Genomic DNA, 23,200 nt, shown 5'->3' with positions numbered 1-23,200 from the left:
GCCATCGGCACTTGCTCCTTATCGCTACGCCCCCCCTAAGTCCGACAGACTCCTAGCATATTCATCATTATTTCAGATAAAGGCTATGGCACTCACTCTCAACCAGCTCTCTGGCATGGCGAGCCTGTTGCACCATCACCGAAATTTCACTGCACTCATCATCATGCATGGCAGCTTCAATCTGTTGGCAAAGCTCGGATAAATTTATCGCACCAACCATAGCGCTGCTGGATTTCAGCGTATGCGCAGCATGTGCTATTTGATCCATATTACTGTTTTCAACGCCCTCTTCCATCATCACCATTAATTTTTCCGAGCTTTTTAAAAACACATTCAATATTTTTTGCAGCATCTGCGCATCACCAGGCAACAGTTGGAGCACCTCAATATCAAGAATATTCATGCGTCCTCACTTATACAAAGCAGTTGATGCATTAGTCGTGCCTTAGAGAAAAAGGATCTATCAGCATCTCTTCAGCTCTTTCTGGAGGCACTGGTGGACTGAACAGATAACCCTGAATTTGATCACAGCCTTTGTCTCGCATCCACTGCAATTGCGATTCTGTCTCCACACCTTCAGCTACAATCCCCATATTTAACGCTTTGCCCAATAAAATAATCGCATTGGTGATGGTCGCATCCTGCTCATCATCGGGCAGGTCTTTGACAAATTCCCGGTCAATTTTCAGGACATCCGCTGGAAAATATTTGAGATAACTAATACTGGAGTAACCCGTGCCAAAATCATCGATGGATACCCTCAAGCCCATTACTTTCATCTGATCCAAAATTTTCATCGCCGCATCTGCATCCTGCATCAACACCGTTTCAGTAATCTCAAATTCCAGATACTGAGCTGGCATCTCAGTCTCTATCAAAATATCCCGAATCGTCGTCATTAAATGTTCATCGGCAAACTGATGCGCCGATAGATTCACCGATACACTAAATTCGGTATCTGTAACTTTTCTCCATGCCTGATATTGACGGCAGGCCGTTTTAATCACCCATGCCCCCATAGGAAGAATTAAACCTGACTCTTCAGCTACTGGAATAAAATCAATCGGTGAGACCATACCACGCTCAGGATGTATCCAGCGGATTAATGCCTCAAAACCCAACAGCTGACATGTTTCTGCATCTACCTTGGGCTGATAAAAGAGCGTCAACTGATCCTGTTCAATCGCCGTATGTAATTCGCTCTCCAGTTCCAGCCTGTCATGGCTCTGCTGGCGCAACGCATTATCATAAAAGAACACACCATTGCGCCCCTGAGACTTCACCTCATACATGGCGGCATCAGCATTTCTCAACAGGGTATCCAAATCTTCACCATCTTCTGGATAAATGGCGATGCCGATACTCGAACTCACACACACTCTATTACCAGATAGCATCATCGGTTCAGCAATGCGATCAAGAATACGTTGTGCTATCATTTCTACATGCTCAATGCCGTGTAAGCCACTCAACATCACAGTAAACTCATCACCACCCAAACGGGCTAATGAAGAATTCATATCAGCCACATCTCTGGCTGCCAGATCAGAAGAACGCAGACTCTCATGCAATCTCTCGGAGACAGCCTTGAGCAAGGCGTCTCCAGCTTCATGACCAAGACTATCGTTTACGCGTTTAAAGTTATCCAGATCGAGAAACATCACGGCAATCTTTTCTTTGCTTCGTTCAGCTTGATGCAGAGCCATACTTAAATGCTCTTTAAAAAGATCTCGATTCGGCAAACCGGTAATGGAATCATAATACGCCAATTGCCTGACCGACTCTTCAGCCTTGCGCCGCTCAGTAATATCCTGAATGGTGCCAAAAATACGATGGCCCGGTTCCAAATGTTCAGCACTACCATCCAGATGCATTAATATGTTTTTTGCCTCGCCATTAGGTAAACAGGCCAGGAATGCAAAATCCGTGGCTTCACCATCACTGGCTTTCTGAACCGCAATATCAAAACCTTTCTTATCATCTTTATGCACTGAACTCATCAACAGCCTATGGAACACCCCGGGATCAACTCTAGGCACACCAAAAATACGGTAGCTTTCTTCAGAAACAAACAACTTCTGTTCATTCAGATCCCAGGTCCAATTACCTAATTTGGCAACCCGCTGAGCTTCAGCTAATAAGTTTGAACTTCGTTGTACCGATTGCATCGCATTACTGGACCGCAAAATATATTGAATGCGATGTCTGAAAATACTCCACCGGATAGGTTTAATGATAAAATCTGTTGCACCACAATCATAGGCGCGTTCAATAGATTCAACATCATCCACACCGGTCACCACTACAATCGGAATATCCCGTCCCAGGGGAGTAGAGCGCACGCTTTTACAAAAGGTATATCCATCCATACCCGGCATTTGCAGATCAACTAAAATCAGTGCTGGGTGTTGCTCTGCAAATAAGGTCAATCCCTTATGCCCGTCATTTGACTCGATAACTGCAAACCCGACCTCTTGTAATGACTCAGCCATCACAAGGAGTGAGACCGGATCATCATCAATAAGCATGATTGTCTCTAACTCTGGTTTCTGGAGTTTATCTTTTATTGGCATTCGTCTTTCCATGGCTTTCGGGGTAGCACAATCCATGCCATGCAAAGACATTTGTGAACATTAAAACAACAGCACGCGATTATTCATATAGAATATCTTGATCTGACTCCTTCCCCTAACGCAGACTTTTTTGTTTTATTTATTTGCATAATGGCATGATATAACACTATTATTCGACCGTTCAAGGGCCCTATTGCAGACTAAAAACCGTTAGAAACACTACATTCATCGACGCGATTCAATAACGTTGCAGCAGAAAGATGATAATTAGTATTTGCATGCCGCTTAACCTATCGCTATGGTTCGCCGCCCTATAAAACAGGAAAGATATAATAAGAGGTAACGACGTTCATGTCTTTGGCGCTGGAAGAAAAAAACACAATCATTGAAAAATTTCGTCTCACTGAAGGCGACACAGGTTCCCCAGAAGTGCAGGTTGCTCTGCTAACTGAGCGTATTAATCAGCTCGCTGGTCACTTTAAGGATCACCATAAAGATCACCACTCCCGTCGTGGGCTACTGAAAATGGTTGGCCAACGTCGTAATCTACTCACCTATTTGAAAAACAAGAATTTTGGCCGTTATCGCACGCTGATTGATAGCTTGGGACTTCGTCGCTAAATAGCTAAACAGTTTCTGGCGGCCCTGAAAAGGGTCGCCTTTTTTCTTTTGATCGCTTTACAACCACGCCAAAGGCATGTGCAATAAAAGGAATCTAATATGTTTAATGTATCAAAAACGCAGGCCGAAGTTGCTGGCCGCACTATCTCATTTGAAACAGGACGCGTAGCGCGTCAAGCCGGTGGTTCTATTCTGGCTCAGGTTGGCGACGTTGTTGTTCATGTTGCTGCAACCGCTGCCAAGCAGCCATTGCAGGGCGTGGATTTCATGCCGTTAACTGTTCACTATCAGGAAAAAACATACGCAGCAGGCCGCTTCTTAGGTGGTTTCCTCAAGCGTGAAGGACGCCCTTCAGAAAAAGAGACACTGACATCCCGTCTCATTGACCGCCCGATTCGCCCACTATTTCCTAAAGGCTATTTCCACGAAACACAGGTTATTGCTACAGTTATCTCCGCTGATGAGTCCACCAACCCGGATATTATTGCTATCAATGGTGTTTCTGCTGCTCTGGCTGTTTCTGACGTACCATTTGCTGAACCTATCGCAGCCTCTCGTGTTGCGTTGATTGATGGTGAATTTGTACTGAACCCTACCTATGAACAGGTTGCAGCATCTGATCTGGATCTGATCGTTGCTGGTACACGTGATGCTGTGCTGATGATCGAATCTGAAGCAAAAGAACTATCCGAAGAGCAGATGATTGATGCCATCATCTTTGGTCAGGAAGGCTATCAGCCTGTACTTGATGCCATCGAAGAGCTGGTCAAACTTGCTGGTAAAGAGAAGCTGGTAGTTGAATTGGCTGGTAACGATGATGTTAAGGTCGCTGTTAAAGCAGCATTCGAAGCTGATGTTCGTGAAGCGTATGCCATTGTCGATAAATCAGCACGTGCAGGCAAAATCGAAGCGTTCCGCGCAGCTGCACAGGAAAAACTAGCTGGTACTGAAGAGGCGCCAGGTGAGTTCAGCTCGAATGACGTCTCATCCGCTGTAAAAGGCTTGGAAAAAGATGTTGTTCGTCGCTCTATCATTGACGGCAACCCACGTATTGATGGCCGTTCAACAGATCAGGTTCGTGCCATTAATTGCCAGACAGGCGTTCTGCCTCGCACACATGGCTCCGCACTATTCACACGTGGTGAAACACAGGCTTTGGTTACCATTACACTGGGTACTGAATCTGACATGCAGACCACTGAATCGCTTGAAGGCGTAGCTAAACAGCGTTTCATGCTGCACTACAACTTCCCTCCATACTCTGTTGGTGAAGCACGTCGCTTCGGCCCTCCGGGTCGTCGTGAAATCGGCCACGGCCGTTTGGCTCGCCGTGGTGTTGAAGCCATCCTTCCATCCATGGAAGATTTCGGTTACGCCATTCGCTCCGTATCAGAAATCACTGAATCCAATGGTTCATCTTCAATGGCCTCTGTTTGCGGTACGTCTTTAGCGTTGATGGATGCTGGTGTACCCACTAAAGCAGCCGTTGCCGGCGTTGCAATGGGTTTGATTTTGGAATCTGACGGTTATGCAGTATTGACTGACATCCTGGGTGATGAAGATCACTTGGGCGACATGGACTTCAAAGTTGCTGGTACCCGTGACGGTGTAACTACCTTGCAGTTGGACATCAAAATCGGTGGCCTGACACGCGACATCATGAAAGAAGCATTGGCACAGGCACATGCTGGCCGCATCCATATTCTGGATGAAATGGCTAAATGCATGGACAAACCGCGTGACAGTATTGCTGACCATGCACCTCGCATGTTCACCATGAAAATTAAAGCGGACAAGATTCGTGAAGTGATTGGCGCAGGTGGTAAAGTCATTCGTGGTATCGTTGAAGAAACAGGTGCCAAGGTTGATATTGCTGATGATGGCACTATCACCATCTTTGCTGTAACCGGTGATGCTGGTGAAGCTGCCAAGAAGATGATCGAAGATATCGTGGCTGAAGTAGAAGTCGGCGCTATCTATGAAGGCAAAGTGGTTAAGTTGATGGATTTTGGCGCATTTGTTCGCGTAGTTGGCGGTACAGATGGTCTGGTTCACATCTCTCAGATTGCTAACCACCGCGTTGACAAAGTAGCAGATGAGCTGAAAGAAGGTCAGGAAGTCCGCGTCAAAGTACTCGACGTAGATCGCAATGGCCGCATTCGTCTATCCATGAAGGCCTTATTGGAAGAAGAAGCCAAGTAAGCAGTAACTCTTAGGGAGAGGGGAAAAAGAGGCGGACTTTTGTCCGCCTCTTTTTTTTGCCCGAAAATTTCAAAATTCGGAATTACAGCACCTTACCGAGCGACCTGAAGTTCGTTCAAGCGGCTCCTTCTTTTTTGCATTACGGACCTTCATGCCTCTTACCTGGAGGGTCTTATTTCAAAATATCGTCTATGAGTGACTCATATCACATTACTGTTGTGAGCAGGCATTACAATTTCCACACTGCCAGCAGCAGTAAAAATCATTCCTAAACAAGAGGGCGGAGCGTGCAAACTCTGCCCTTTGTTTTTTTCCTCTTCATCAATGCACAATCAAGCTATTTTTTCTGTCTTTTTGTATTCCAGGCATCCTGTGCCTCACCCTGCGGGCGTGCCTTTGGCACGTCTCATTCTGCAATCCTGCAAAATGGTATTCCGGGCATCCTATTCTGTGGTTTTATCTATCGCGCGGCGGGTCAGCGCCGCTTGCTCTTGCGGGGCCGTCGCAATGCGGCGTTCACAATTGTACAGGAGAGTACAATTGCACGCGCTAGCGCCCAGAATGGGTGGCGCACACGGATGTGCGGCATGAATCCATCTATCCTGATGGATTGTGTCCTATGTCACATTACTGTCATGAGCAGGCATTACAATTTCCACACTGTCAGCAGCAGTAAAAATCATTCCTACACAAAGGGCGGAGCGTGCAAACTCTGCCCTTTGTTTTTCTTAACACTTTAACCACCTGCCAGTTTTGCCTTGATCCCCTCTTTTTCCAACAGCAACGCTATCTTTTCGCGATGATCACCCTGAATTTCAAGCACACCATCCTTCACAGCGCCACCGGTTCCTAATTGCCCTTTAAGTTTCTTTAACATCGTTTTGAGTTCCGACTCTTGCAACGACAAACCATCGACAACACTAACTGTTTTTCCACCACGCCCTTTGGATTCACGCCGAATACGAACGCCCTGCTTATGGGGGTTCTTAATCGCCGAAGCAGTACCTGTATGCTTGCGGGATTTCTTCTTTTTTGTGCCGGGGTCCATAGCTTTGCCCAATGAGCCTTGCTCAGTGGAATACACTAATCGTCTATCATCAGCCATATTGTCTCCTCAACCTCTCTTCTTCATACGCAAACAACAGTGCAATGATAGGTTTCATCGGATATTCAGGAAAGCCTGTAATAATCTCTCGACTCCAACGTCCATACTTATAAGCGGAGCCAATATGAAACAGATACGACAACTATTATACACATCGATGCTGCTCATAGCGGCTATCACACCAGCTGCTGCCAATGGCATGGAAACTGCCACCTTTGCAGCCGGATGTTTCTGGTGCATGGAGCATCCCTTTGATGAAATCGATGGTGTCATCTCAACCACTTCGGGTTATACCGGTGGTCACAAAGATCAGCCAACATATCAGCAAGTATCATCCGGCAGTACTGGACATGCCGAAGCAGTTCAAATTCTATTTGATCCGGCCAAGGTGAGTTACCAACAGCTGCTCGCCGTATATTGGCGTAATTCTGATCCCACCACCGCTAATCGTCAGTTCTGCGATACAGGATCACAATATCGCCCTGCCATTTTTTATCACAATCATAAACAACAAACGCTTGCACTGGCCTCAAAGAAGAACATACAACGGCATAAGACATTCGTTAAAGATATCGTTACCGAAATCAAACCAGCTACCACCTTCTGGCCAGCTGAAACATACCATCAAAACTACTATCTCAAGAATCCAATACGATATAAATTTTATCGTTATAATTGTGGACGAGATAAGCGACTGCAATACCTTTGGGGGTCAACACCATGAAACGCAGAACATTTCTCCAGGCCGCACTAGCCAGCGCAGCACTATTAAGCCTACCGCGCATATTACATAGCGAACAGACAAGGACGACAGCCATGAGTGACTCGAATATAAACAAGATAGAGAAAAGTGATGCCGAGTGGCGCAAAATACTTACACCTGAGCAATACCATGTCTTGCGTGATGAAGGCACTGAACGCCCATTCACCAGCCCTTTGAACAAACAATATGATAAGGGGCAATATGTCTGTGCTGGATGCGCTCTACCCCTGTTTGATTCCAGTAGTAAATTTGACAGCGGCACCGGTTGGCCCAGTTTTTTTCAACCCATTGAAGGACACACCGAAATCAAACGTGACTTTAAAATGATTCTTCCACGCTCTGAATATCATTGTATTCGCTGCGGTGGGCATCAGGGCCATGTATTCAATGATGGGCCAGAACCAACGGGCCAACGCTGGTGCAACAACGGTGTAGCTCTAAAGTTCTTACCGGCTTGAGTTACTCTCCAATGCTCTTATAGCATCCCCCCACTACCCCAGCAGCCCTTCAAATTGACCACGACTAACAAACCACTGCCCTAAGTATGATTGGTGGCTGCTATCAAAGCTGGGCGCAACACAGCAAAGGGGTCACACAGCAAAGGGGTCAGGACTTGTTTTGCGCATTGGTTGTGCTATGTTGTTCGTATGTCCAGACCGTTACGAATTGAATATGAGGGTGCCGTATATCATGTGACATCTGGACTACCCACGTTTCAGTAGACGTTTGTTATCTTCCAAAAATCCTTTCTCATAGTCAACTGGTGAAACGTGTCCAAGATGACTGTGGCGACGTTTAATGCGATGCTCTGAATGTTATTCGCATTCGCTAAGAATCATTCACCGCTAGCATCATGCAATTTTTCCAGCTTCTCTGAATAGGGAGATAATGTCAGACTGCGCCCATGTCTAAGCCGCTAGCAGAATCACATACTTACAACGTCAATCTAGGCCCTCGTTCCTATGACATTCATATCGAACCAGGGTGTCTGGATAGACTGGGCTCTGCCATGGCAGAGCTATTTTCTTCGCCTACGCGCTGCATGATCATCAGCAATGTCACCATCGCACCGCTATACCTGCAAAGAGTAAGAGCCTCACTTGAGCATGCTGGCTGGCAGGTATCTGAATGCATACTGCCTGATGGCGAACGTTACAAGACCATGCAAAGCTTTGAGATGATCATGGACGTATTAATGCAAGCGAAACTCTCACGCAATGAACCTGTGATTGCGCTTGGCGGTGGCGTAGTTGGCGACATGAGCGGTTTTGCCGCTTCTTGCTATCGTCGCGGCATTCCATTTATCCAGGTGCCCACCACAGTGCTGGCGCAGGTTGATTCCAGTGTTGGAGGCAAAACTGCAATCAATCACCCGCACGGTAAAAATATGATCGGTGCTTTTTATCAACCCAAACTGGTATGGATTGATCCATTGGTATTACACACGCTGGATATTCGGGAAGTGCGTGCGGGCATTGCTGAAGCCATCAAATATGGACTGATCCGTGATGCAGGCCTGTTTGAGTGGATGCAAAACAACCTTGAAGCCGCTCTGAATCTGGATGGAGATGTCCTCGCCAGTATGATCCATACCTCCTGCCGCCATAAAGCCGAAGTGGTTATGGCCGATGAAACGGAACAAGGTATGCGCGCACTGCTCAACTTAGGCCACACCTTTGGTCACGCCATTGAATCTATGACCCATTACAATACCTTCCTGCATGGTGAAGCTGTCGCTATGGGTACCCTGATGGCAGCCCGCCTTTCTGAACAGTTGGCATATGCCCCTGCAGGTACAGAAACACGTATCAGAAAATGTTATGAGGCCGCCGATCTACCTACCTCTATCCCCTCTTTCACAGCCGATGCATGGCTCGATGCGATGGGACACGATAAGAAGAATGTTGGCAGCCGTATTCGTTATATTTTATTGCGTGAGATTGGTGATGCCTTTTTGGCGGAAGATGTCGCACCTGATGCCATCAAGACATTGATTCAGTCATATACATGAATATGTTAAAATCAAACATCGCATATCAATAAAAACGAGCTATACTTTTTATATATGAGCCATGTAACGCCCCGCAATCACCCACCTCTGATCGAGAACCATCATGCTATGGACGGTTTGTCTGCGACCTCTTTAAGGCTGGATAAGTAATGCCTATCCCATCCATTCATCCCGAACAAAATCACCATAGTACACTCTTAAAAGCCTCCAGCTGTATGTCCCAAATGGAAAATTTAGCGCTATGGTTTTCCAAACGTCAAAACAGGGAAATACCAAACACCCTTCAAGCGGCCGTTGTTTTATTTGCAGCCGACCACGGTGTGGCCATTGCCAACGGATGTAATGGGAAGAGATCAACACTGGATCAGGTACGCCATGCTGCATCCACGGATTCCGTGATTGCAGAGCTGTGCAAACAAGCCGGATGCAATCTACACATCGTTGATGTTGGTGTGACTGGTAGTCTGGCTGATAACGACTTGGTAGAACATGCTAAAGTGCGCTCTACCGGCACACCCGACATCACGACTGAATCAGCCATGTCACAAATGGACTACTGGGAAAGTGTTGGTATCGGTGAAGAGATGGCCAACCGCGCTATTGAGCAGGGTGCCAATCTACTTATTGCCAGCTCCATCAGTGCCGGAGATCGCATCGCTATTGCCGCATTGATTTCTGAATTGCTCGGTCTGCCCCCGGAAGAAGCATTAAGCAGTACAAACATTAGCCCCGGCACCTATGGCCGCGAATTAATAGCAGTAGAACAAGCTTTAGAACGCGCCCAAGGCACACCTTCACACGATATTCTCAAAGAACTTGGCGGCATAGAAATGGCGGCCATGGCTGGCTTTTATCGTGCTGCAGCAGAAAAAGGTGTACCAGTCCTACTCGATGGCCTTGCTTCTGCAACGGCTGCACTGGCTGCCATTGCATGGGATGTGCGCATTGCCGGTTGGGTGCTGGCCAGCCATGTCTCTAATGATGCAGGGCATAGAGATGTCCTCGAAGATTTAGGACTGGAGCCACTGGTAGAATTAAAGTCGAGTATTGATGGAGGCAAAGTCGCCACATTGATGCTACCTGTTTTACAATCTGCCATTACCCTGCAACAAGGACTCGCTCGCATCGAAATGAATAGTGACTGAATAGTCATTTGAATCAATATTCACCGAAACAACAGACCGCAGCAATCATCTTAACATCATCACGCTTCATCAGGACGGTATAATATCATGACAGCTTTCTCTATGACGCCATGGACATGGGTAGTGCTCCTTTTTGCATCGGTGGCTACAGCTATAAGCCTCTATTTATCTACCCGACAAAAAGTACATGTATCAAACCACCGAAATGAAGTACCCGATCGTTTTAGTGAAACCATATCCTTATCAGCGCATCAAAAAGCGGCTGACTACACCATCGCCAAACTCAAACCGGGCAATATTGCACAAGTGATTGCCCTGATCCTGTTGTTTATATGGACAATTGGTGGCGGTCTTAATGCTCTTGATGCTCTTTCCAGATCGCTGGAATTATCAGAAATATGGACTGGCGTTGCATTTTTGCTGTTATTCTTCCTGATCAGTCAGCTGCTGGATTTACCCATAGAACTCTATAGCACGTTCGGCATCGAAGCGCGTTTTGGTTTCAATAAAATGACACTGCGCCTTTATCTCGCAGATATGGTCAAACAAACCACCTTGATGATTGTGATCGCTGCGCCCATGGGTTGGGTTATTCTGAGTCTGATGCACGGTGCGGGAGCAGCCTGGTGGATCTATGCCTGGGGTGTATGGACTGCTTTCATGTTACTCATGATGTGGGCATTCCCAACCTTCATCGCCCCTCTATTCAACAAATTCAATCCACTGGAAGATGGTGAAATGAAGCAGCGCATCGAAGCCTTATTGAACCGCTGCGGTTTCAAGAGCAAAGGGCTATATGTCATGGATGGCTCACGCCGTTCAAGCCATGGTAATGCCTACTTCACCGGCTTGGGAAATGCCAAACGTATTGTCTTTTTTGATACCTTACTGAATCAACTTGAACCGATTGAAACCGAAGCCGTCCTGGCCCATGAACTAGGGCATTTTCATCATGGCCATGTAAAAAAACGTCTGGCAGTGATGATTATCTCTTCACTGGCTGGTTTTGCCCTGCTTGGCTGGACCATGCAGCAAAGCTGGTTTTATAGCGGCCTCGGTGTCACTGAAGCATCCAATCAGGCGGCACTGATTCTGTTTATGCTGGTCTTGCCTGCTTTCACCTTTGCGCTCGGACCAATCATGAGCTATTCATCCCGCAAAGATGAATTTGAAGCGGATGCCTTCGCCGTCAGCAATAGCAGCGGTGAAGCGCTCGCAACAGCGCTGGTGAAAATGTATGAAGATAATGCCAGCACGCTCACTCCCGATCCGCTCTATTCACGCTGGCATGACTCACACCCGCCAGCCCCCATTCGCATTGAACACATTGAACAGGAACTGGCCAAACAGACAATATAACAGCATTCACCTGCAAAATAGTGCGAAGTGACACAGCTTGATTGGGTGATCAGTTTCGGATTTCTCTGTGACAACAAGCGTTCGATACATCGTTCAAATACAGTTGAGAGCAGATTTGGCGGCATGGACACTTCACGGCTTAACACATATCTGAGCGTAGCAGAGTATCAAAACGTTGCATAAAAAAGGCGCCCCTGCATCACAGGAGCGCCTCGCTATTATTTCTGCAAGCCAAAGAGTCAGCTACAAGCTCACATCATTCACCGATAAGAAACACATCCACACGGCGATTTCTATCACGCCCTTCCTGGGTTTTATTATCCGCAATAAAGTGTGTATCACCATAACCTTCCACTCTAATTACATTACTTTTGATGCCTGCTTTAATTAAAATATCTGCAACCGCTTTAGCCCGTGACTGACTCAAAGCGAGCTGGGTATTAAAACCGTGTCTGGACTTATGTTTCTTGGTTTCATATCCACCAATGGGCTCCGCATCACAAAAACCACGTATCACCAGCGTCTGCTTGCGCGGCTCAGCAAGATATTTCCCGGCAATATCGGTCAGCGGCTTCACCAGTTTTTGATCAACGGATGTAAAACCAGTTTTAAATGGCACCCTTATCCACAGCTGTTCCCGAAGTAATACCGGCTTGGCTTCTTCTGCAGCAGGTTCACTGCCACTGACTGCGGAAGCGGAATCTGCTACAGGAACTAGGTTTTCAGCCGATTCTGCCTGCCCGTTATAAGCAACAGGAGTAATTGCTTCAGCAGTAGCTGTTTGCTCGACAGGCGCGTTTTGTTCGATACGCTCCCGTTGCTCTGCCTGATCCTGTTTTCGCAAGACAATAAGTTTTTTACGAAGTTCTTCTTCATCATCAAGCACATCTGCCACAGGAGTCGGCGGCACTGATGAAGATCGAACAACCTGATCCTCCTCGGGTGGAGGGCCTATAAACTTCATGCAGCCCACGCATAAAAATAACAGTAATAACCCGGTAATTCTAAACATAAATTCCACCCTCAAACCAATCGTCTTCTATCTTTATTTAATACTTTCAAGTTCTATTTTTTTAGCCTTCACTTCAGCTCTGAGGCGTTCGATTTCAGCCTGCATGCTAACTTGCTTTTGATGTTGTGCTTGCTCGGCCTGTTGGCGGGCTTGAACCTCTGCCGGATCTTCGCCATAAATAGCAGCACAGCCTGATGTAAATGCCAACATAGCCAATATAGTTAAAATTTTCAGCATGATCCTTCTCCTCACTACCTTGAATCAAAGTCGAGCATAAACGCGACGCTTAAAATCTGCAAGGCATCGCCTGCCCAATGATAACAAGTCATTTATCAACACCGATAAGGTATCTATTACTGTGAAAACGCGACGGATCAGAACCATCACCGCCAGCATCATATTGTTTCGTGAATGCTGATATTTACTTCTTCTTTTTTCCCTTCCCCTTATTCAACCAGGCATCATGTTCAGCTACCAATGCCTGCAAATCACGGGAACCGGTCGTAACTTCGGTGTACTCTTCTTTGCCCACGCCAATCACATTAATTGGTTTTGCAATGAAGTCTTGAATTTCATGCAACAAATCCTTCTCTTCACTGCTACAAAAGGAGACTGCCTCTCCCTTGTTTTCACCACGCCCCGTACGACCAATACGATGCACATAATTCTCCACTTTTTCAGGTAAATCATAATTGATGACGTACGCAATATTCGGCACATCAATACCACGCGCACTCACATCCGTAGCCACCAACACCCGTGCCCCTTCACCTGTCCTGAACGCTTGCATTACATCTGACCGCTCCGATTGATCCTTATCACCATGAATACTCATCGCATCAATATCAACGCGTCCCAGCGCTTTCACCACACGCTCAGCACGCACTTTGGTACGCACAAAAACAATCACCTTGCCTTCCGGATGATCCTGTAAAAAACGTTCCAAAAAGAACCGTTTATCATCCATCTCCACGTGCATCACAAAATGGGTGATGTTTTTTGACACACGATCCTGTGGTGAAACCTGAATCCGAATGGCTTCACTTTTAACCTGTGAATAGGCCAGCTTCTTGATCTCATCATTGATAGTGGCTGAAAAGAATAACGTTTGATGACGGCGTTTAAGCATTTTCTTAATGTAACGAATATCTTCAATAAAACCCAAATCCAGCATGTGGTCTGCTTCATCCAGCACTAGGGTCGAAACACCATCAAGATGAATCTCTTGCTGATTGATCAGATCAAACATGCGTCCCGGTGTAGCAATCAACACATCAATCCCGTCCTGCAATTTAGCAATCTGGCGATCTTGCTCCACCCCGCCATACAGGGTAAACACTTTCACACGCGTATGTTTGGCGATACTTTTGAACACCTCTCCAATCTGCACCGCCAGTTCACGCGTGGGCACCATGACAATGCACTTGATGCCATAAGAGCGTTTACTACTTTTAAAACGATGGATTTTATCAATCACAGGAATCGCAAAAGCGGCCGTTTTGCCAGTGCCCGTCTGAGCAATCGCCAATACATCTTCACCATCAAGAATCGAAGGAATGGATTTAAACTGAATATCAGTCGGCCGCTTAAAACCCAGCTTGGCTAAATTCTTTTTAATATCTGCAGAAATATAATATTGGTCGAATTTCATTGTCTTCTCTCACTGCTTTCATTCATCGTTTACCGTACTCGACCATTCCAGATCGCACTAAAAAACACTATTTCATCATTATTCAACACATTTCACCGCAAATGAATCAGTACAATAATCAGGAAAACAATACTAATCAGAGCGTAAGAATGAGGATTGCATCTGTTTTGTCTTTACTTTGCGAAACTCTGCGTCCTTGGCGGTGAAAGCTTTTAAGCATTTTAATGTGATAGCTCTGTCTCTACAACAACTGACTTTCTTTCCAAACATCAGGGGTAATTTCAAGCGCCTGATCACCACCGGTCAACCACAACGAACCATCCTGTATCGTGCATTGCAGGCGCATCGCACGCGCGGCCATCACACCAAGGCCTGCCACGGCATCACTATCGAGATGAATCACGCTAAGATTATCAAAGCGGGTTAGTTTGTTCTGAGCCTGCTCCCACCACACACGATGACTGCGCAGATAGGTATAAATAATCACCTGTCTGGATCGTCCACAGGCTTTGCGGATACGTTTGGCATCCGGCTGGCCAAGGTCAATCCATATTTCAATCTCATCACTCAAACTTTTTTGCCAGATATCCGGCTCATCATCGGTACTGATACCTTTGCAAAACTGCAATGACGCACTGCCATGCAATGCAAAGGCCAGCAGACGCACCATCATACGTTCATCGCTTTCAGAGGGGTGACGCGCTATCACCAAATGGTGGTCACTATAATAGTTCCGGTCCATATCGGTAATCTGCAAATCTGCCTTGTAAATCGTTGAACTGATTGCCATAAGCCCGATCAGCCTTTAACGAAGTGAAGAAACTGACTCGTCCTGCCTGCTCTATTACCACGCTCTTCAAACTTGGTTTCCGGACGATCCGGATCACGCTCAATATAACCGCCAATGCCCGCCACATTGCTCAGGCCGGGCGTGGCATCAAGGATATCACGCATCCATTCTGCCAGGTCGGCTTTATCCGATGCCAGCTTGATAAATCCTCCGGGTTTTAACCGGCTGACCAACAAGGCAGCAAAATCCTTCTGGATGATACGGCGTTTATGATGCCGTGCCTTGGGCCAGGGGTCGGGATGATTGATAAACACACCATCAAGCTGCCCCTCTTGCACCTGATGCGTTAACACAAACTGGGCTGGCAACTGGGTAATCCGGCACTGTTCAATCAGGCCCGCATCATCAAGGCGACTAACTGCCTTAGCCACACCTGGCAGATAAATCTCAACACCTACCAGCATCCAGTCCGGATGTGTCTGCGCCAAATGCACCAGGAAATCACCATTCCCAAAACCAATTTCCATCACAATGGGGGTATCATCCGGCACATTGGCATCGGCCAGTGTTTTATCTTTTGGCAACCCGATCACCGGTAGCCACTTCAGCATCCGCGCTTCCTGACCGGTGGTCACAAAACCATTCTTACGCCCATGCGTGCGCATTTCCTGCTGAGTAAACTGATCTCTGAATTCTTTGGATAATCGCATAGCCCGCATAGTACGGCTTCACAGCAGTTATCCAACACCTTTTAATTTTTCCCCAACCACTGCATAACCATCCCGAACAATTTAGTAATCCTGTTGATGACTACTCAAAAGCGTTATTTTAAGCATCGAGAAAGGTAGATTACATATTGCTTCATTGCCTATGCCCCTCTTCAATGGGTAGCCTGCCGCCTAGGAAGCATACTGCAGTTTCACTGCCATTTCCCTCGCATCTTTTGAAACGGGAACAGTTTTATAGCGTCACATCTCACATGAAACAAAGGAGCCATCATGTCTTGGAAAAGTGTAGGAATCGGTGCCGGAGTAGGCGCTCTATTTGGCGGCCCGATAGGGGCTTTGATCGGAGCAGGTGTCGGTGGATGGTTTTCAGCAAGTAAAGACAAGTACATTCGGCAAGTCGAAACTGAACAGTTATTTGTATTCACAGCACTGTTCGGCATGCTGGCCAAAATCGCCAAAGCTGACGGTGTTGTTTGCCCTGAAGAGGCAAAAACAATCAAAGCGTTTATGGATCAAATTCATCTTGATCAACGCAGCAAAGAGATAGCGGGGAGTATTTTCTCCAAAGCAAAAGATGATCGTTACTCTATTTACGATTATGCCACCCAGTATGCGACGGCATTTAACAACAACAAAGATATGCGCATCATCGCATACCGCATTCTGTTTGAAGTTGCCGCCAGTGATGGAGAACTGCATCCGGAAGAAGATAAAATACTTCAAGGCATTATTGAGCCCCTTGCTATAGACCCATCCATGTACAAACTTTTTTCAGCTGAGTTTTTTGGCCGTACACATGCATTAAGTGAGCACTATGCACTACTCGATTGCACTGTCGAATCAACAGATGCCGAAATAAAAAGCGCATACAGAAAGAAATGCATTGAATATCATCCTGATAAAATCATGTCGAAAGGACTGCCTGATAGTTTCATCACCTTTGCCGATGAGCAGATGAAAATGATCACCTGTGCCTATGATGAAATCAAAAAGGCCAGACCCGGCCTTTCATAACATCAGGCCTACCGGCAGTGCCACGCACGGTAAGAATCAGACGGCTACAATGGAATGTTTGATTTCTTCAGATCTTTCTTCACCACACAGCTTACTGATTAAGCGCAGTGCAAAGGCAATAGCTGTGCCCGGCCCCCGGCTGGTGATCAAAAAGTCATCTTCCACCACATTATCATCCACATACACCGATGAAGGTTGCAGCTCTTCCATTGATTCCTGACAGGAAGGGTACGATGTCACACGCTTTCCTTCCGTGATGCCATAAGCCGCCAGAGCCATGGGTGCGGCACAAATGGCGGCAATGGATTTACGTTCTTCCCGCAAACGCTCCACAATCGCTTTTACATTGGCATCATCCCGCAATAAAAATGCATTCGGCAGACCTCCGGGCAACACAATCATGTCCCAGTTTTCATGCATAACCATCGCCAACCCAGCATCGGGCTTAATGGTGATATTGGATCGACCGATCACGGACAACCCATCCAGACTAGCAGCACACACCTCTACATCAGCTCTGCGCAGTAGATCAATCACTGCAACCAATTCAATCTCTTCAACACCTTCCGTAAATGGAATCAACACACGTGCCATGATAATCTACTCCTCTCAATATCAGTTTTTATTGCTCAACCCAGCCTTCTGGAAATTCACCCTGCGAAGCCCAATGAAATGCTTCGCTCATCCGATTCACCACAGCGATTTCCCGTTCATTCAGTTTGCCTTCTAACATGCTGCCAAGACTCTCTTTCAGCAGCCTTTCATCCATAAGCTCACGCGGATACATCGCCACTCCGGCTTCGCCATAGGAGATCCGCGACATCTTATCGCCCTGCTGTTTCACCACGAGCTTCTGACGATCAGCATATAACTCCGGTTCACCTTCCGCCCCCATAAAAACAAGTGACCGTTGTTGGCCTAACAAGACATTCGCATCCGCCATATAATCTGCATATGGTGTATGAAAAAGGCCGTTCAATTGTCCCTCGCACGACATCGGATTGAGCAAACGCGCCACTGTATTGGCAAAGGAGCGCACCCCAAGCCTTGGCCTGAGATTATAGATACGAAACAGATCAGGACTAAGCTCAGCCAGATCAATATACACAATATTATCCGCCGCTAATATCGCCGAGGCATCACCTAAGCCTGAGGCTCGCTGCACACCGGCAGCCTCTAATACTTGCCAGGCCGTCACGCGTTCTTCGATATGCTCCACGCCATGCACTACAATTGGAACACCTTGAACACGCGCCAGCATCGCTGCCGCCAAATACGCATGACCACTGCGACGTTTACCTGCATAACAGGGCAAATCTACCGCCCCTTTTGGCGCAAAGAATTGTGCAAACCCCTGCACAGTTTCCCGTGCCGCTTCAACAAAACCAGCCAGCTCAGCACTTGTTTCACCTTTCATACGCTGAGCAATCAGGAAAGCACCGAGTTGCAGCATATCCGTATCCGACTGCAACAGCTTCTGAAATACCATTTTCGCTTCGTCCCGATCCAAATGCTCAGAACCATGTTTGCCACGCGCAACGCGTTTAATATAAGGTGAGATATCCATATCGACTTGTAGCATAAGTAGCATTGTTTAGGCTAGCAACATGAACTTTCTCATTATTGAACATCTGATCATTGAACCTGCGGCGATCATTGCCGATGTCATTCGGCAACATGGCCATCATTGTACTACCATCGCATTGGAACAAGCGGCACCGCTACCTTCCAACGCCAGCGATTATGACGGTATTATTGTGATGGGTGGCCCACAGTCGGCCAATGATCATGATACGCTAATGCAAGATGAATTGAGCTGGGTCAAAACGACTCTCAATGCCAACATCCCCATGCTCGGCATCTGTCTTGGGGCACAAATCATGGCCAAAGCTGTGGGGGCAGACATCACCCCTTCCCCTGTCCGAGAACTCGGATGGTTCCCTATCTATCCATGCCAAGAGAGTGCAAACGATGCGCTATTCAACACCATGACAGATGGATTCATGGTGTTCCAATGGCATGGTGAAACATTTTCATTCACCGAATCCATGACACAGGTAGCCACACACCCCCAAGTCCCGGCTCAAGCGTTTCGCTTGAACAGAGCGCAATATGGTTTACAATTTCATGTTGAAGTCGACGAAAGCATTATTGAACAGTGGATTGCATATGGTGAAAGCGAGCGCCGCCACCTTGGTGAAACGGGCATCAAACATCTTCATCAGCAAACGCAGTGTCATTTAACACAGATGCAACGTTTTTGCCGCCAAATGGTTGATGCATGGTTAACGCTAATCTGATTCAATAACCCGAATTGTTTAAGCTACTTCGGACTTGGAATCTGAGCCTTTTATTTTTGCCAGAAACATACCCAATTCGTATAGCAGCAACATCGGAATACCAAGTAAAATCTGTGAAATAATGTCTGGCGGCGTCAATAGAGCCGCAATCACAAAGGCCCAAACAAATACATAACGTCGTTTTTCAGCCAATGATTCTACATCAACAATATTCAGGCGCACCAGCAGCATCACAATAATCGGAATCTGAAAACTAAGTCCAAATGCAAACAGCAACTTCATGACCAGAGATAGATACTCTTTCACAGCAGGCATGGCTTGAATATTTTCAGTAGAAAAGCCAAGAAAAAACTCAAATATAAGTGGGAATACAATATAAAATGCAAAAGCTCCGCCACTCAATAGCAGCACCAGGCTACCTGAAAAATAGGACACAAATGCTTTGCGTTCGTGTTTATAGAGACCCGGTGCAATAAAAGCCCAAAACTGATACAGCGTCACAGGTGCTGTGGCAAACAAACTCATCAACAGCGCAATTTTCAGATAGGTAAAAAACACGTCCGGAGCATTGAGAAAGATCAAAGGCGTATTCGGTGGTAAAGCATCCCGAATCGGCGTCGAGATAAATTCAAAGACCACCTCAGAAAAGTTCATCAACACCATCACACCGATGGCATAAACAATAATGGCAATCGTGGCGCGACGGCGTAGTTCACCCAGATGGGTCAACACACTCACCCCACTGTTTTCTACACCTTGATCTGCTGCTGCTTGATTCTCCGGGGTATGCTTGGACTGCGTGTCGGACTGACTCACGTATCATCCTGCTTTTTATCGGGCTTGGGAGATGATGCTGTCGTGGTCGTTGTTTTTGACGGGTCCAGTGACATCGAAGAGAGATCATCAGGCATGCTTTGCCCAAGCTCTTTCATGATCGCTGCGTTATAATCTTCAATACCGCCCTTCATGCTATCTTCTACTTCATGCAAAGGATTCTTTAACGATGCGCTCTCCGCATCAATTTGCTTGCGAACATCATTGATCCAGCCTCGCCCTTTTCGAACCACTCGCCCCACCTGACCGAACAGTTCAGGCATACGCTCAGGCCCCAGCACAAGAAAAGCGATCACTCCAATCACAATCAATTCCAGAAAACCAATATCAGGCATGGTGTAAGGTCCTAATGGTTATTGTTTTTTATCCGTAGCGTCATCACTGATAGATGCATCATCCGGCCCGCTCTTCTTATCGCCATCTGAAATATTACTGCGAAAACTTTTGATACCATTGGCAAGCCCGGCACCAACCTGCGGCAAACGTTTTGCTCCAAACAGTACGATCACAATAATCAGGATTAAAATAAGCTCAGTTGTTCCAAGTCCGAACATGGCGACACCTCTTAAGCATAACGAATCAACGCATCATGAATCATCTATTGCGACCCACATATTACGAACGACTGCCTGCGTCATTTATACAAATAGTTGGCGCTGGAGATTACCCTGATTAAAAACAGCGGCAAGTCATTCCGGTATTCACGCTAAATTATACCTATCATATGCTTATAAATCGCTAAAACTCGTTTCCAACAGGCTTTATCAAGCCCTTCAGAACATTCTCGAACCATTGATTACGCTTTAAACCGCAAGATTGGCCGCTAGCTTGCTGGTCTATTCATATGTTTGATCACAACACCAATATAGAGCTAAACATCTATGCCTGACCGCAGGATTGATGCCATTGGCAAAACCGATGCGGCGGCATGGAACTCCACGCAGTTGCCCAAGGGCTCTCCCAACATGGTAAGGGTGCTTTCCGGGGTATTATCGAACACATCAACTGGCTCGGTCATGCATGCCATGGTTCAAAAAGCAGCCAATGATACATTTAAAATCACATTAAATGGTGAACCTTTTGTCATCAAAGGACTACCCGCCTCACTGGCTGGAAAAGAAGTCGCATTTATTGCTCAAAAATCATCCACACTGCCCAATGCAAAAGCTGAACTGTTCTGGATTGGTGCCAGCCAAGCAGGCGCCTCAGGAAAACAAATGCAAGGTGCCCAAACGGCAACGAGCGGCCAACAGAGCCAGGGACTGGCTGCAAACTTAAAACACGCCAATATACTTTCGACGCTTCCTACTGGTATGAAAACAAGCCAAAGCCTATCCGGACAGGTCGTTTCTATTCATGGCAAACAGATGGGCATCAATATCATGGTTCCCGATGGTAAAGGCCAAAACACTCCGCACATCATCCAAACGACAACGATTGCTGGCCTTAAAGAGGGACAACAGATAACAGCCAGGGTAGTTATGGGGCCCAACAACAAGCCGCTGCTGGAAATATCACCCCAACAGAATACAAATCAAGTAAGCGGAAAACAGGCAGCCCCAGCCAACAAGATGGCGCACTTTACACTTGCAGCCGGTGACCGTGCCGCCGCATTTGTGCAGCAACGTTTGGACAATGGCAATGTGCAGCTCAACATTCAGGGAAGAATCGTTGAAACAGCCGCTCCCGCCAACGTGCAAAAAGGTGACGTGCTGATGCTTAAAATGAATAAGCCACCTTCAGATTTTCAACTCCTGTCCATCCATAAAAATGCCGCTACAAAAGCGCTCGGCACACTCAAAGCCAATCTTGTCGGCAACACGCAATCGATGGCACAACACATCACCAACATACGCAATATCATACCGAATATACCGGTCAATGAAGCAGTTCCGATGAATTCACTGCCTCTGTTAGAGTCTTCTCTTAAAGCCCATGAAATATCACCATCGCAACCACTGACTGGAGATCGTTTGATGCAGATGATGCGCAATGCGGGCTCAGGCCTGGAAGCAAAACTACTGCAACTGTCGCAAAACCCGACTTTAAGCCCTGCCATGCAACAGGATCTGAAATCCATCATGCTACAAATCGCCAATCAACAGGGTGGCAACACTCACCAAATTGAGCTTGTCAAAGCGATCTCGGAGCTTGCTCAGCAGAGTGTATCCCGCATCGAAACGACACAGGCATTGAATGTCCTGGCCCAAGTGCAAGGTGAACCGACACGCATCGAGCTACCCATGCTGGTCAATCAGCAGATGGTGAATGTGCAACTATCCATGCAACAACAATCATCGTATGAACAGAACAGTTCCGAAGAGAACAATAATGCGAATCAATCCTTTAATGTGCTGTTTTCTTTAGAGTTAAGTCAGCTCGGCAATATTCGCGTTGATGCCAGTATTTCTGATAACACCGTGCATGCCCGTATCTATAACGATAGCAGCGCATGCAGTCACTTTTTGTTAGATAACATCCAGCGTTTGGAAGAACGACTGCTTCAGTTAGGATTTGAAAAGGTCTATCTGGTGGCCTCACAACAGCAGCCCAGTGTCGAAAAACAACGCTCCTTTGATCAACTTACGCAAATGGTTCCCGCATCACTGAATCTGCTGGATATCCGCATATGAAAAAGAATATGGCCATCGCCCTACAATGGGATCCACATCTGGATTTAGCGCCTGAATTAAGTGCCAAAGGCAGTGGCGTATTGGCCGATGAGATCATTCGCATCGCCAAAGAAAATAATATTCCCATCCGTGAAGACAGTGATCTGGTACAAATCTTTTCACTACTCGATATCGGTGATTCTATTCCACCCGAAGTACACACCGCCATCGCAGAAATTCTCGCCTTTATCTACTGGAGCAATCAACAATACGCCGAGATATTCAATAAAGACTAAGCTTCACCGCAGGACGCAAAGTTACGCAGAGTAAGTCAAAATCAGTGGTGCTATAGGTGTTCAATAAGAATTGAATGGCGTGAAAAAGAACAAGCATAGATGCATTACATTTCATTGCGCCAATGAAAGAGCTCCAGAATTACATTTTATTGTTTGGTTTTACTCTGCGTACTGAAGGTAAATT

At 46.6% G+C, this 23,200-nt stretch carries 24 protein-coding genes; 11 read left to right on the top strand and 13 right to left on the bottom strand.

Going from position 1 to position 23,200, the window contains the following annotated elements:
* Positions 1 to 67 precede the first annotated feature (67 nt).
* Both D8Y20_RS12355 and D8Y20_RS12350 read right to left on the bottom strand, forming a co-directional pair.
* Positions 68 to 403, bottom strand: a complete 336-nt coding sequence (locus tag D8Y20_RS12355; RefSeq protein WP_121544019.1) for an Hpt domain-containing protein — start codon at positions 401 to 403, stop codon at positions 68 to 70.
* A gap of 31 nt (positions 404 to 434) precedes the next feature.
* Entirely contained in the window at positions 435 to 2,573 is a 2,139-nt protein-coding gene (locus D8Y20_RS12350) for an EAL domain-containing protein (RefSeq protein ID WP_161957640.1), read from the bottom strand.
* Between the two features lie 351 nt (positions 2,574 to 2,924).
* Here D8Y20_RS12350 and rpsO point away from each other — a divergent pair, with 351 nt between their 5' ends.
* Together rpsO and pnp are read left to right on the top strand one after the other, a co-directional pair.
* Positions 2,925 to 3,194: a 30S ribosomal protein S15 gene (gene rpsO / locus D8Y20_RS12345; RefSeq protein ID WP_121544017.1), complete on the top strand. Its 270-nt coding sequence runs from the start codon at positions 2,925 to 2,927 to the stop codon at positions 3,192 to 3,194.
* A gap of 99 nt (positions 3,195 to 3,293) precedes the next feature.
* The gene (pnp, locus tag D8Y20_RS12340) at positions 3,294 to 5,396 is read left to right on the top strand and encodes a polyribonucleotide nucleotidyltransferase (protein ID WP_121544016.1); all 2,103 of its coding nucleotides are present in this window, start codon (positions 3,294 to 3,296) and stop codon (positions 5,394 to 5,396) included.
* A gap of 736 nt (positions 5,397 to 6,132) precedes the next feature.
* Here pnp and D8Y20_RS12335 read toward each other — a convergent pair.
* Positions 6,133 to 6,501, bottom strand: a complete 369-nt coding sequence (locus D8Y20_RS12335) for a translation initiation factor (RefSeq protein ID WP_121544015.1) — start codon at positions 6,499 to 6,501, stop codon at positions 6,133 to 6,135.
* A gap of 124 nt (positions 6,502 to 6,625) precedes the next feature.
* Here D8Y20_RS12335 and msrA point away from each other — a divergent pair, with 124 nt between their 5' ends.
* The 5 genes from msrA to D8Y20_RS12310 all read left to right on the top strand — a co-directional run bounded on the left by msrA (position 6,626) and on the right by D8Y20_RS12310 (position 11,779).
* The gene (gene msrA, locus D8Y20_RS12330) at positions 6,626 to 7,225 is read left to right on the top strand and encodes a peptide-methionine (S)-S-oxide reductase MsrA (RefSeq protein WP_121544014.1); all 600 of its coding nucleotides are present in this window, start codon (positions 6,626 to 6,628) and stop codon (positions 7,223 to 7,225) included.
* The gene (gene msrB / locus D8Y20_RS12325) at positions 7,222 to 7,722 is read left to right on the top strand and encodes a peptide-methionine (R)-S-oxide reductase MsrB (protein WP_121544013.1); all 501 of its coding nucleotides are present in this window, start codon (positions 7,222 to 7,224) and stop codon (positions 7,720 to 7,722) included. Before msrA ends, msrB begins: the two co-directional genes overlap by 4 nt.
* 446 nt (positions 7,723 to 8,168) lie before the next feature.
* Entirely contained in the window at positions 8,169 to 9,275 is a 1,107-nt protein-coding gene (gene aroB, locus D8Y20_RS12320; protein WP_121544012.1) for a 3-dehydroquinate synthase, read from the top strand.
* Positions 9,276 to 9,424: 149 nt separating this feature from the next.
* Complete coding sequence (locus tag D8Y20_RS12315) at positions 9,425 to 10,420, top strand: nicotinate-nucleotide--dimethylbenzimidazole phosphoribosyltransferase (RefSeq protein WP_121544011.1); 996 nt, start codon at positions 9,425 to 9,427, stop codon at positions 10,418 to 10,420.
* Positions 10,421 to 10,522: 102 nt separating this feature from the next.
* Positions 10,523 to 11,779: a M48 family metallopeptidase gene (locus tag D8Y20_RS12310; RefSeq protein WP_121544022.1), complete on the top strand. Its 1,257-nt coding sequence runs from the start codon at positions 10,523 to 10,525 to the stop codon at positions 11,777 to 11,779.
* 256 nt (positions 11,780 to 12,035) lie between these two features.
* On the opposite strand, the gene D8Y20_RS12305 is transcribed toward D8Y20_RS12310, so the two are convergent.
* From D8Y20_RS12305 to trmB, 5 genes are all read right to left on the bottom strand, one after another.
* Positions 12,036 to 12,791 carry an OmpA family protein gene (locus D8Y20_RS12305; protein ID WP_121544010.1) on the bottom strand — a complete coding sequence of 252 codons (756 nt, stop codon included), beginning with the start codon at positions 12,789 to 12,791 and terminating at the stop codon, positions 12,036 to 12,038.
* A 33-nt stretch (positions 12,792 to 12,824) separates the two neighbouring features.
* Complete coding sequence (locus tag D8Y20_RS12300) at positions 12,825 to 13,028, bottom strand: hypothetical protein (protein WP_121544009.1); 204 nt, start codon at positions 13,026 to 13,028, stop codon at positions 12,825 to 12,827.
* Between the two features lie 184 nt (positions 13,029 to 13,212).
* Positions 13,213 to 14,442: a DEAD/DEAH box helicase gene (locus D8Y20_RS12295; protein ID WP_121544008.1), complete on the bottom strand. Its 1,230-nt coding sequence runs from the start codon at positions 14,440 to 14,442 to the stop codon at positions 13,213 to 13,215.
* Between the two features lie 241 nt (positions 14,443 to 14,683).
* Positions 14,684 to 15,232, bottom strand: coding sequence for a YaeQ family protein (locus tag D8Y20_RS12290; protein ID WP_121544007.1), 549 nt, complete (start codon positions 15,230 to 15,232; stop codon positions 14,684 to 14,686).
* Positions 15,233 to 15,240: 8 nt separating this feature from the next.
* Positions 15,241 to 15,942 carry a tRNA (guanosine(46)-N7)-methyltransferase TrmB gene (trmB, locus tag D8Y20_RS12285; RefSeq protein WP_121544021.1) on the bottom strand — a complete coding sequence of 234 codons (702 nt, stop codon included), beginning with the start codon at positions 15,940 to 15,942 and terminating at the stop codon, positions 15,241 to 15,243.
* A 288-nt stretch (positions 15,943 to 16,230) separates the two neighbouring features.
* On the opposite strand from trmB, the gene D8Y20_RS12280 reads away from it, so the two are divergent.
* Positions 16,231 to 16,974, top strand: a complete 744-nt coding sequence (locus D8Y20_RS12280; protein WP_121544006.1) for a TerB family tellurite resistance protein — start codon at positions 16,231 to 16,233, stop codon at positions 16,972 to 16,974.
* A gap of 36 nt (positions 16,975 to 17,010) precedes the next feature.
* Here D8Y20_RS12280 and D8Y20_RS12275 read toward each other — a convergent pair whose 3' ends face one another.
* Both D8Y20_RS12275 and D8Y20_RS12270 read right to left on the bottom strand, forming a co-directional pair.
* Positions 17,011 to 17,568, bottom strand: coding sequence for a DJ-1 family glyoxalase III (locus tag D8Y20_RS12275; protein WP_121544005.1), 558 nt, complete (start codon positions 17,566 to 17,568; stop codon positions 17,011 to 17,013).
* 28 nt (positions 17,569 to 17,596) lie between these two features.
* Positions 17,597 to 18,556, bottom strand: a complete 960-nt coding sequence (locus D8Y20_RS12270; RefSeq protein ID WP_236075434.1) for an anthranilate phosphoribosyltransferase — start codon at positions 18,554 to 18,556, stop codon at positions 17,597 to 17,599.
* A gap of 25 nt (positions 18,557 to 18,581) precedes the next feature.
* Here D8Y20_RS12270 and D8Y20_RS12265 point away from each other — a divergent pair, with 25 nt between their 5' ends.
* Positions 18,582 to 19,274, top strand: coding sequence for a type 1 glutamine amidotransferase (locus D8Y20_RS12265; protein ID WP_121544004.1), 693 nt, complete (start codon positions 18,582 to 18,584; stop codon positions 19,272 to 19,274).
* A gap of 18 nt (positions 19,275 to 19,292) precedes the next feature.
* Here the strand turns inward: D8Y20_RS12265 and tatC are convergent, their stop codons facing one another.
* The 3 genes from tatC to tatA are packed head-to-tail and all read right to left on the bottom strand — an operon-like array spanning position 19,293 to position 20,662.
* Positions 19,293 to 20,090, bottom strand: a complete 798-nt coding sequence (gene tatC, locus D8Y20_RS12260; protein ID WP_121544003.1) for a twin-arginine translocase subunit TatC — start codon at positions 20,088 to 20,090, stop codon at positions 19,293 to 19,295.
* Complete coding sequence (gene tatB, locus D8Y20_RS12255; RefSeq protein WP_121544002.1) at positions 20,087 to 20,443, bottom strand: Sec-independent protein translocase protein TatB; 357 nt, start codon at positions 20,441 to 20,443, stop codon at positions 20,087 to 20,089. Before tatB ends, tatC begins: the two co-directional genes overlap by 4 nt.
* A gap of 18 nt (positions 20,444 to 20,461) precedes the next feature.
* The gene (tatA, locus tag D8Y20_RS12250; RefSeq protein WP_121544001.1) at positions 20,462 to 20,662 is read right to left on the bottom strand and encodes a twin-arginine translocase TatA/TatE family subunit; all 201 of its coding nucleotides are present in this window, start codon (positions 20,660 to 20,662) and stop codon (positions 20,462 to 20,464) included.
* Positions 20,663 to 20,989: 327 nt separating this feature from the next.
* Here tatA and D8Y20_RS12245 point away from each other — a divergent pair, with 327 nt between their 5' ends.
* Both D8Y20_RS12245 and D8Y20_RS12240 read left to right on the top strand, forming a co-directional pair.
* On the top strand, positions 20,990 to 22,741 hold the full coding sequence (locus D8Y20_RS12245) for a flagellar hook-length control protein FliK (protein ID WP_121544000.1): 1,752 nt from the start codon (positions 20,990 to 20,992) through the stop codon (positions 22,739 to 22,741).
* Complete coding sequence (locus D8Y20_RS12240) at positions 22,738 to 23,016, top strand: EscU/YscU/HrcU family type III secretion system export apparatus switch protein (RefSeq protein WP_121543999.1); 279 nt, start codon at positions 22,738 to 22,740, stop codon at positions 23,014 to 23,016. Before D8Y20_RS12245 ends, D8Y20_RS12240 begins: the two co-directional genes overlap by 4 nt.
* The last annotated feature ends 184 nt before the right edge of the window (positions 23,017 to 23,200 follow it).

The sequence above is a fragment of the Mariprofundus sp. EBB-1 genome (assembly GCF_003665155.1).
In the GTDB taxonomy this organism is placed as follows: domain Bacteria; phylum Pseudomonadota; class Zetaproteobacteria; order Mariprofundales; family Mariprofundaceae; genus Mariprofundus.
The sequence above is the reverse complement of the archived record's forward strand: the minus strand, read 5'-3'. Positions and strand labels throughout refer to the sequence as shown.

Coding starts and splice junctions, on each gene's coding strand:
- D8Y20_RS12355 (WP_121544019.1), bottom strand. CDS start 403: ATGAATATTCTTGATATTGAGGTGCTCCAACTGTTGCCTGGTGATGCG.
- D8Y20_RS12350 (WP_161957640.1), bottom strand. CDS start 2,573: ATGCCAATAAAAGATAAACTCCAGAAACCAGAGTTAGAGACAATCATG.
- rpsO (WP_121544017.1), top strand. CDS start 2,925: ATGTCTTTGGCGCTGGAAGAAAAAAACACAATCATTGAAAAATTTCGT.
- pnp (WP_121544016.1), top strand. CDS start 3,294: ATGTTTAATGTATCAAAAACGCAGGCCGAAGTTGCTGGCCGCACTATC.
- D8Y20_RS12335 (WP_121544015.1), bottom strand. CDS start 6,501: ATGGCTGATGATAGACGATTAGTGTATTCCACTGAGCAAGGCTCATTG.
- msrA (WP_121544014.1), top strand. CDS start 6,626: ATGAAACAGATACGACAACTATTATACACATCGATGCTGCTCATAGCG.
- msrB (WP_121544013.1), top strand. CDS start 7,222: ATGAAACGCAGAACATTTCTCCAGGCCGCACTAGCCAGCGCAGCACTA.
- aroB (WP_121544012.1), top strand. CDS start 8,169: ATGTCTAAGCCGCTAGCAGAATCACATACTTACAACGTCAATCTAGGC.
- D8Y20_RS12315 (WP_121544011.1), top strand. CDS start 9,425: ATGCCTATCCCATCCATTCATCCCGAACAAAATCACCATAGTACACTC.
- D8Y20_RS12310 (WP_121544022.1), top strand. CDS start 10,523: ATGACGCCATGGACATGGGTAGTGCTCCTTTTTGCATCGGTGGCTACA.
- D8Y20_RS12305 (WP_121544010.1), bottom strand. CDS start 12,791: ATGTTTAGAATTACCGGGTTATTACTGTTATTTTTATGCGTGGGCTGC.
- D8Y20_RS12300 (WP_121544009.1), bottom strand. CDS start 13,028: ATGCTGAAAATTTTAACTATATTGGCTATGTTGGCATTTACATCAGGC.
- D8Y20_RS12295 (WP_121544008.1), bottom strand. CDS start 14,442: ATGAAATTCGACCAATATTATATTTCTGCAGATATTAAAAAGAATTTA.
- D8Y20_RS12290 (WP_121544007.1), bottom strand. CDS start 15,232: ATGGCAATCAGTTCAACGATTTACAAGGCAGATTTGCAGATTACCGAT.
- trmB (WP_121544021.1), bottom strand. CDS start 15,942: ATGCGATTATCCAAAGAATTCAGAGATCAGTTTACTCAGCAGGAAATG.
- D8Y20_RS12280 (WP_121544006.1), top strand. CDS start 16,231: ATGTCTTGGAAAAGTGTAGGAATCGGTGCCGGAGTAGGCGCTCTATTT.
- D8Y20_RS12275 (WP_121544005.1), bottom strand. CDS start 17,568: ATGGCACGTGTGTTGATTCCATTTACGGAAGGTGTTGAAGAGATTGAA.
- D8Y20_RS12270 (WP_236075434.1), bottom strand. CDS start 18,556: ATGCTACAAGTCGATATGGATATCTCACCTTATATTAAACGCGTTGCG.
- D8Y20_RS12265 (WP_121544004.1), top strand. CDS start 18,582: ATGAACTTTCTCATTATTGAACATCTGATCATTGAACCTGCGGCGATC.
- tatB (WP_121544002.1), bottom strand. CDS start 20,443: ATGCCTGATATTGGTTTTCTGGAATTGATTGTGATTGGAGTGATCGCT.
- tatA (WP_121544001.1), bottom strand. CDS start 20,662: ATGTTCGGACTTGGAACAACTGAGCTTATTTTAATCCTGATTATTGTG.
- D8Y20_RS12245 (WP_121544000.1), top strand. CDS start 20,990: ATGCCTGACCGCAGGATTGATGCCATTGGCAAAACCGATGCGGCGGCA.
- D8Y20_RS12240 (WP_121543999.1), top strand. CDS start 22,738: ATGAAAAAGAATATGGCCATCGCCCTACAATGGGATCCACATCTGGAT.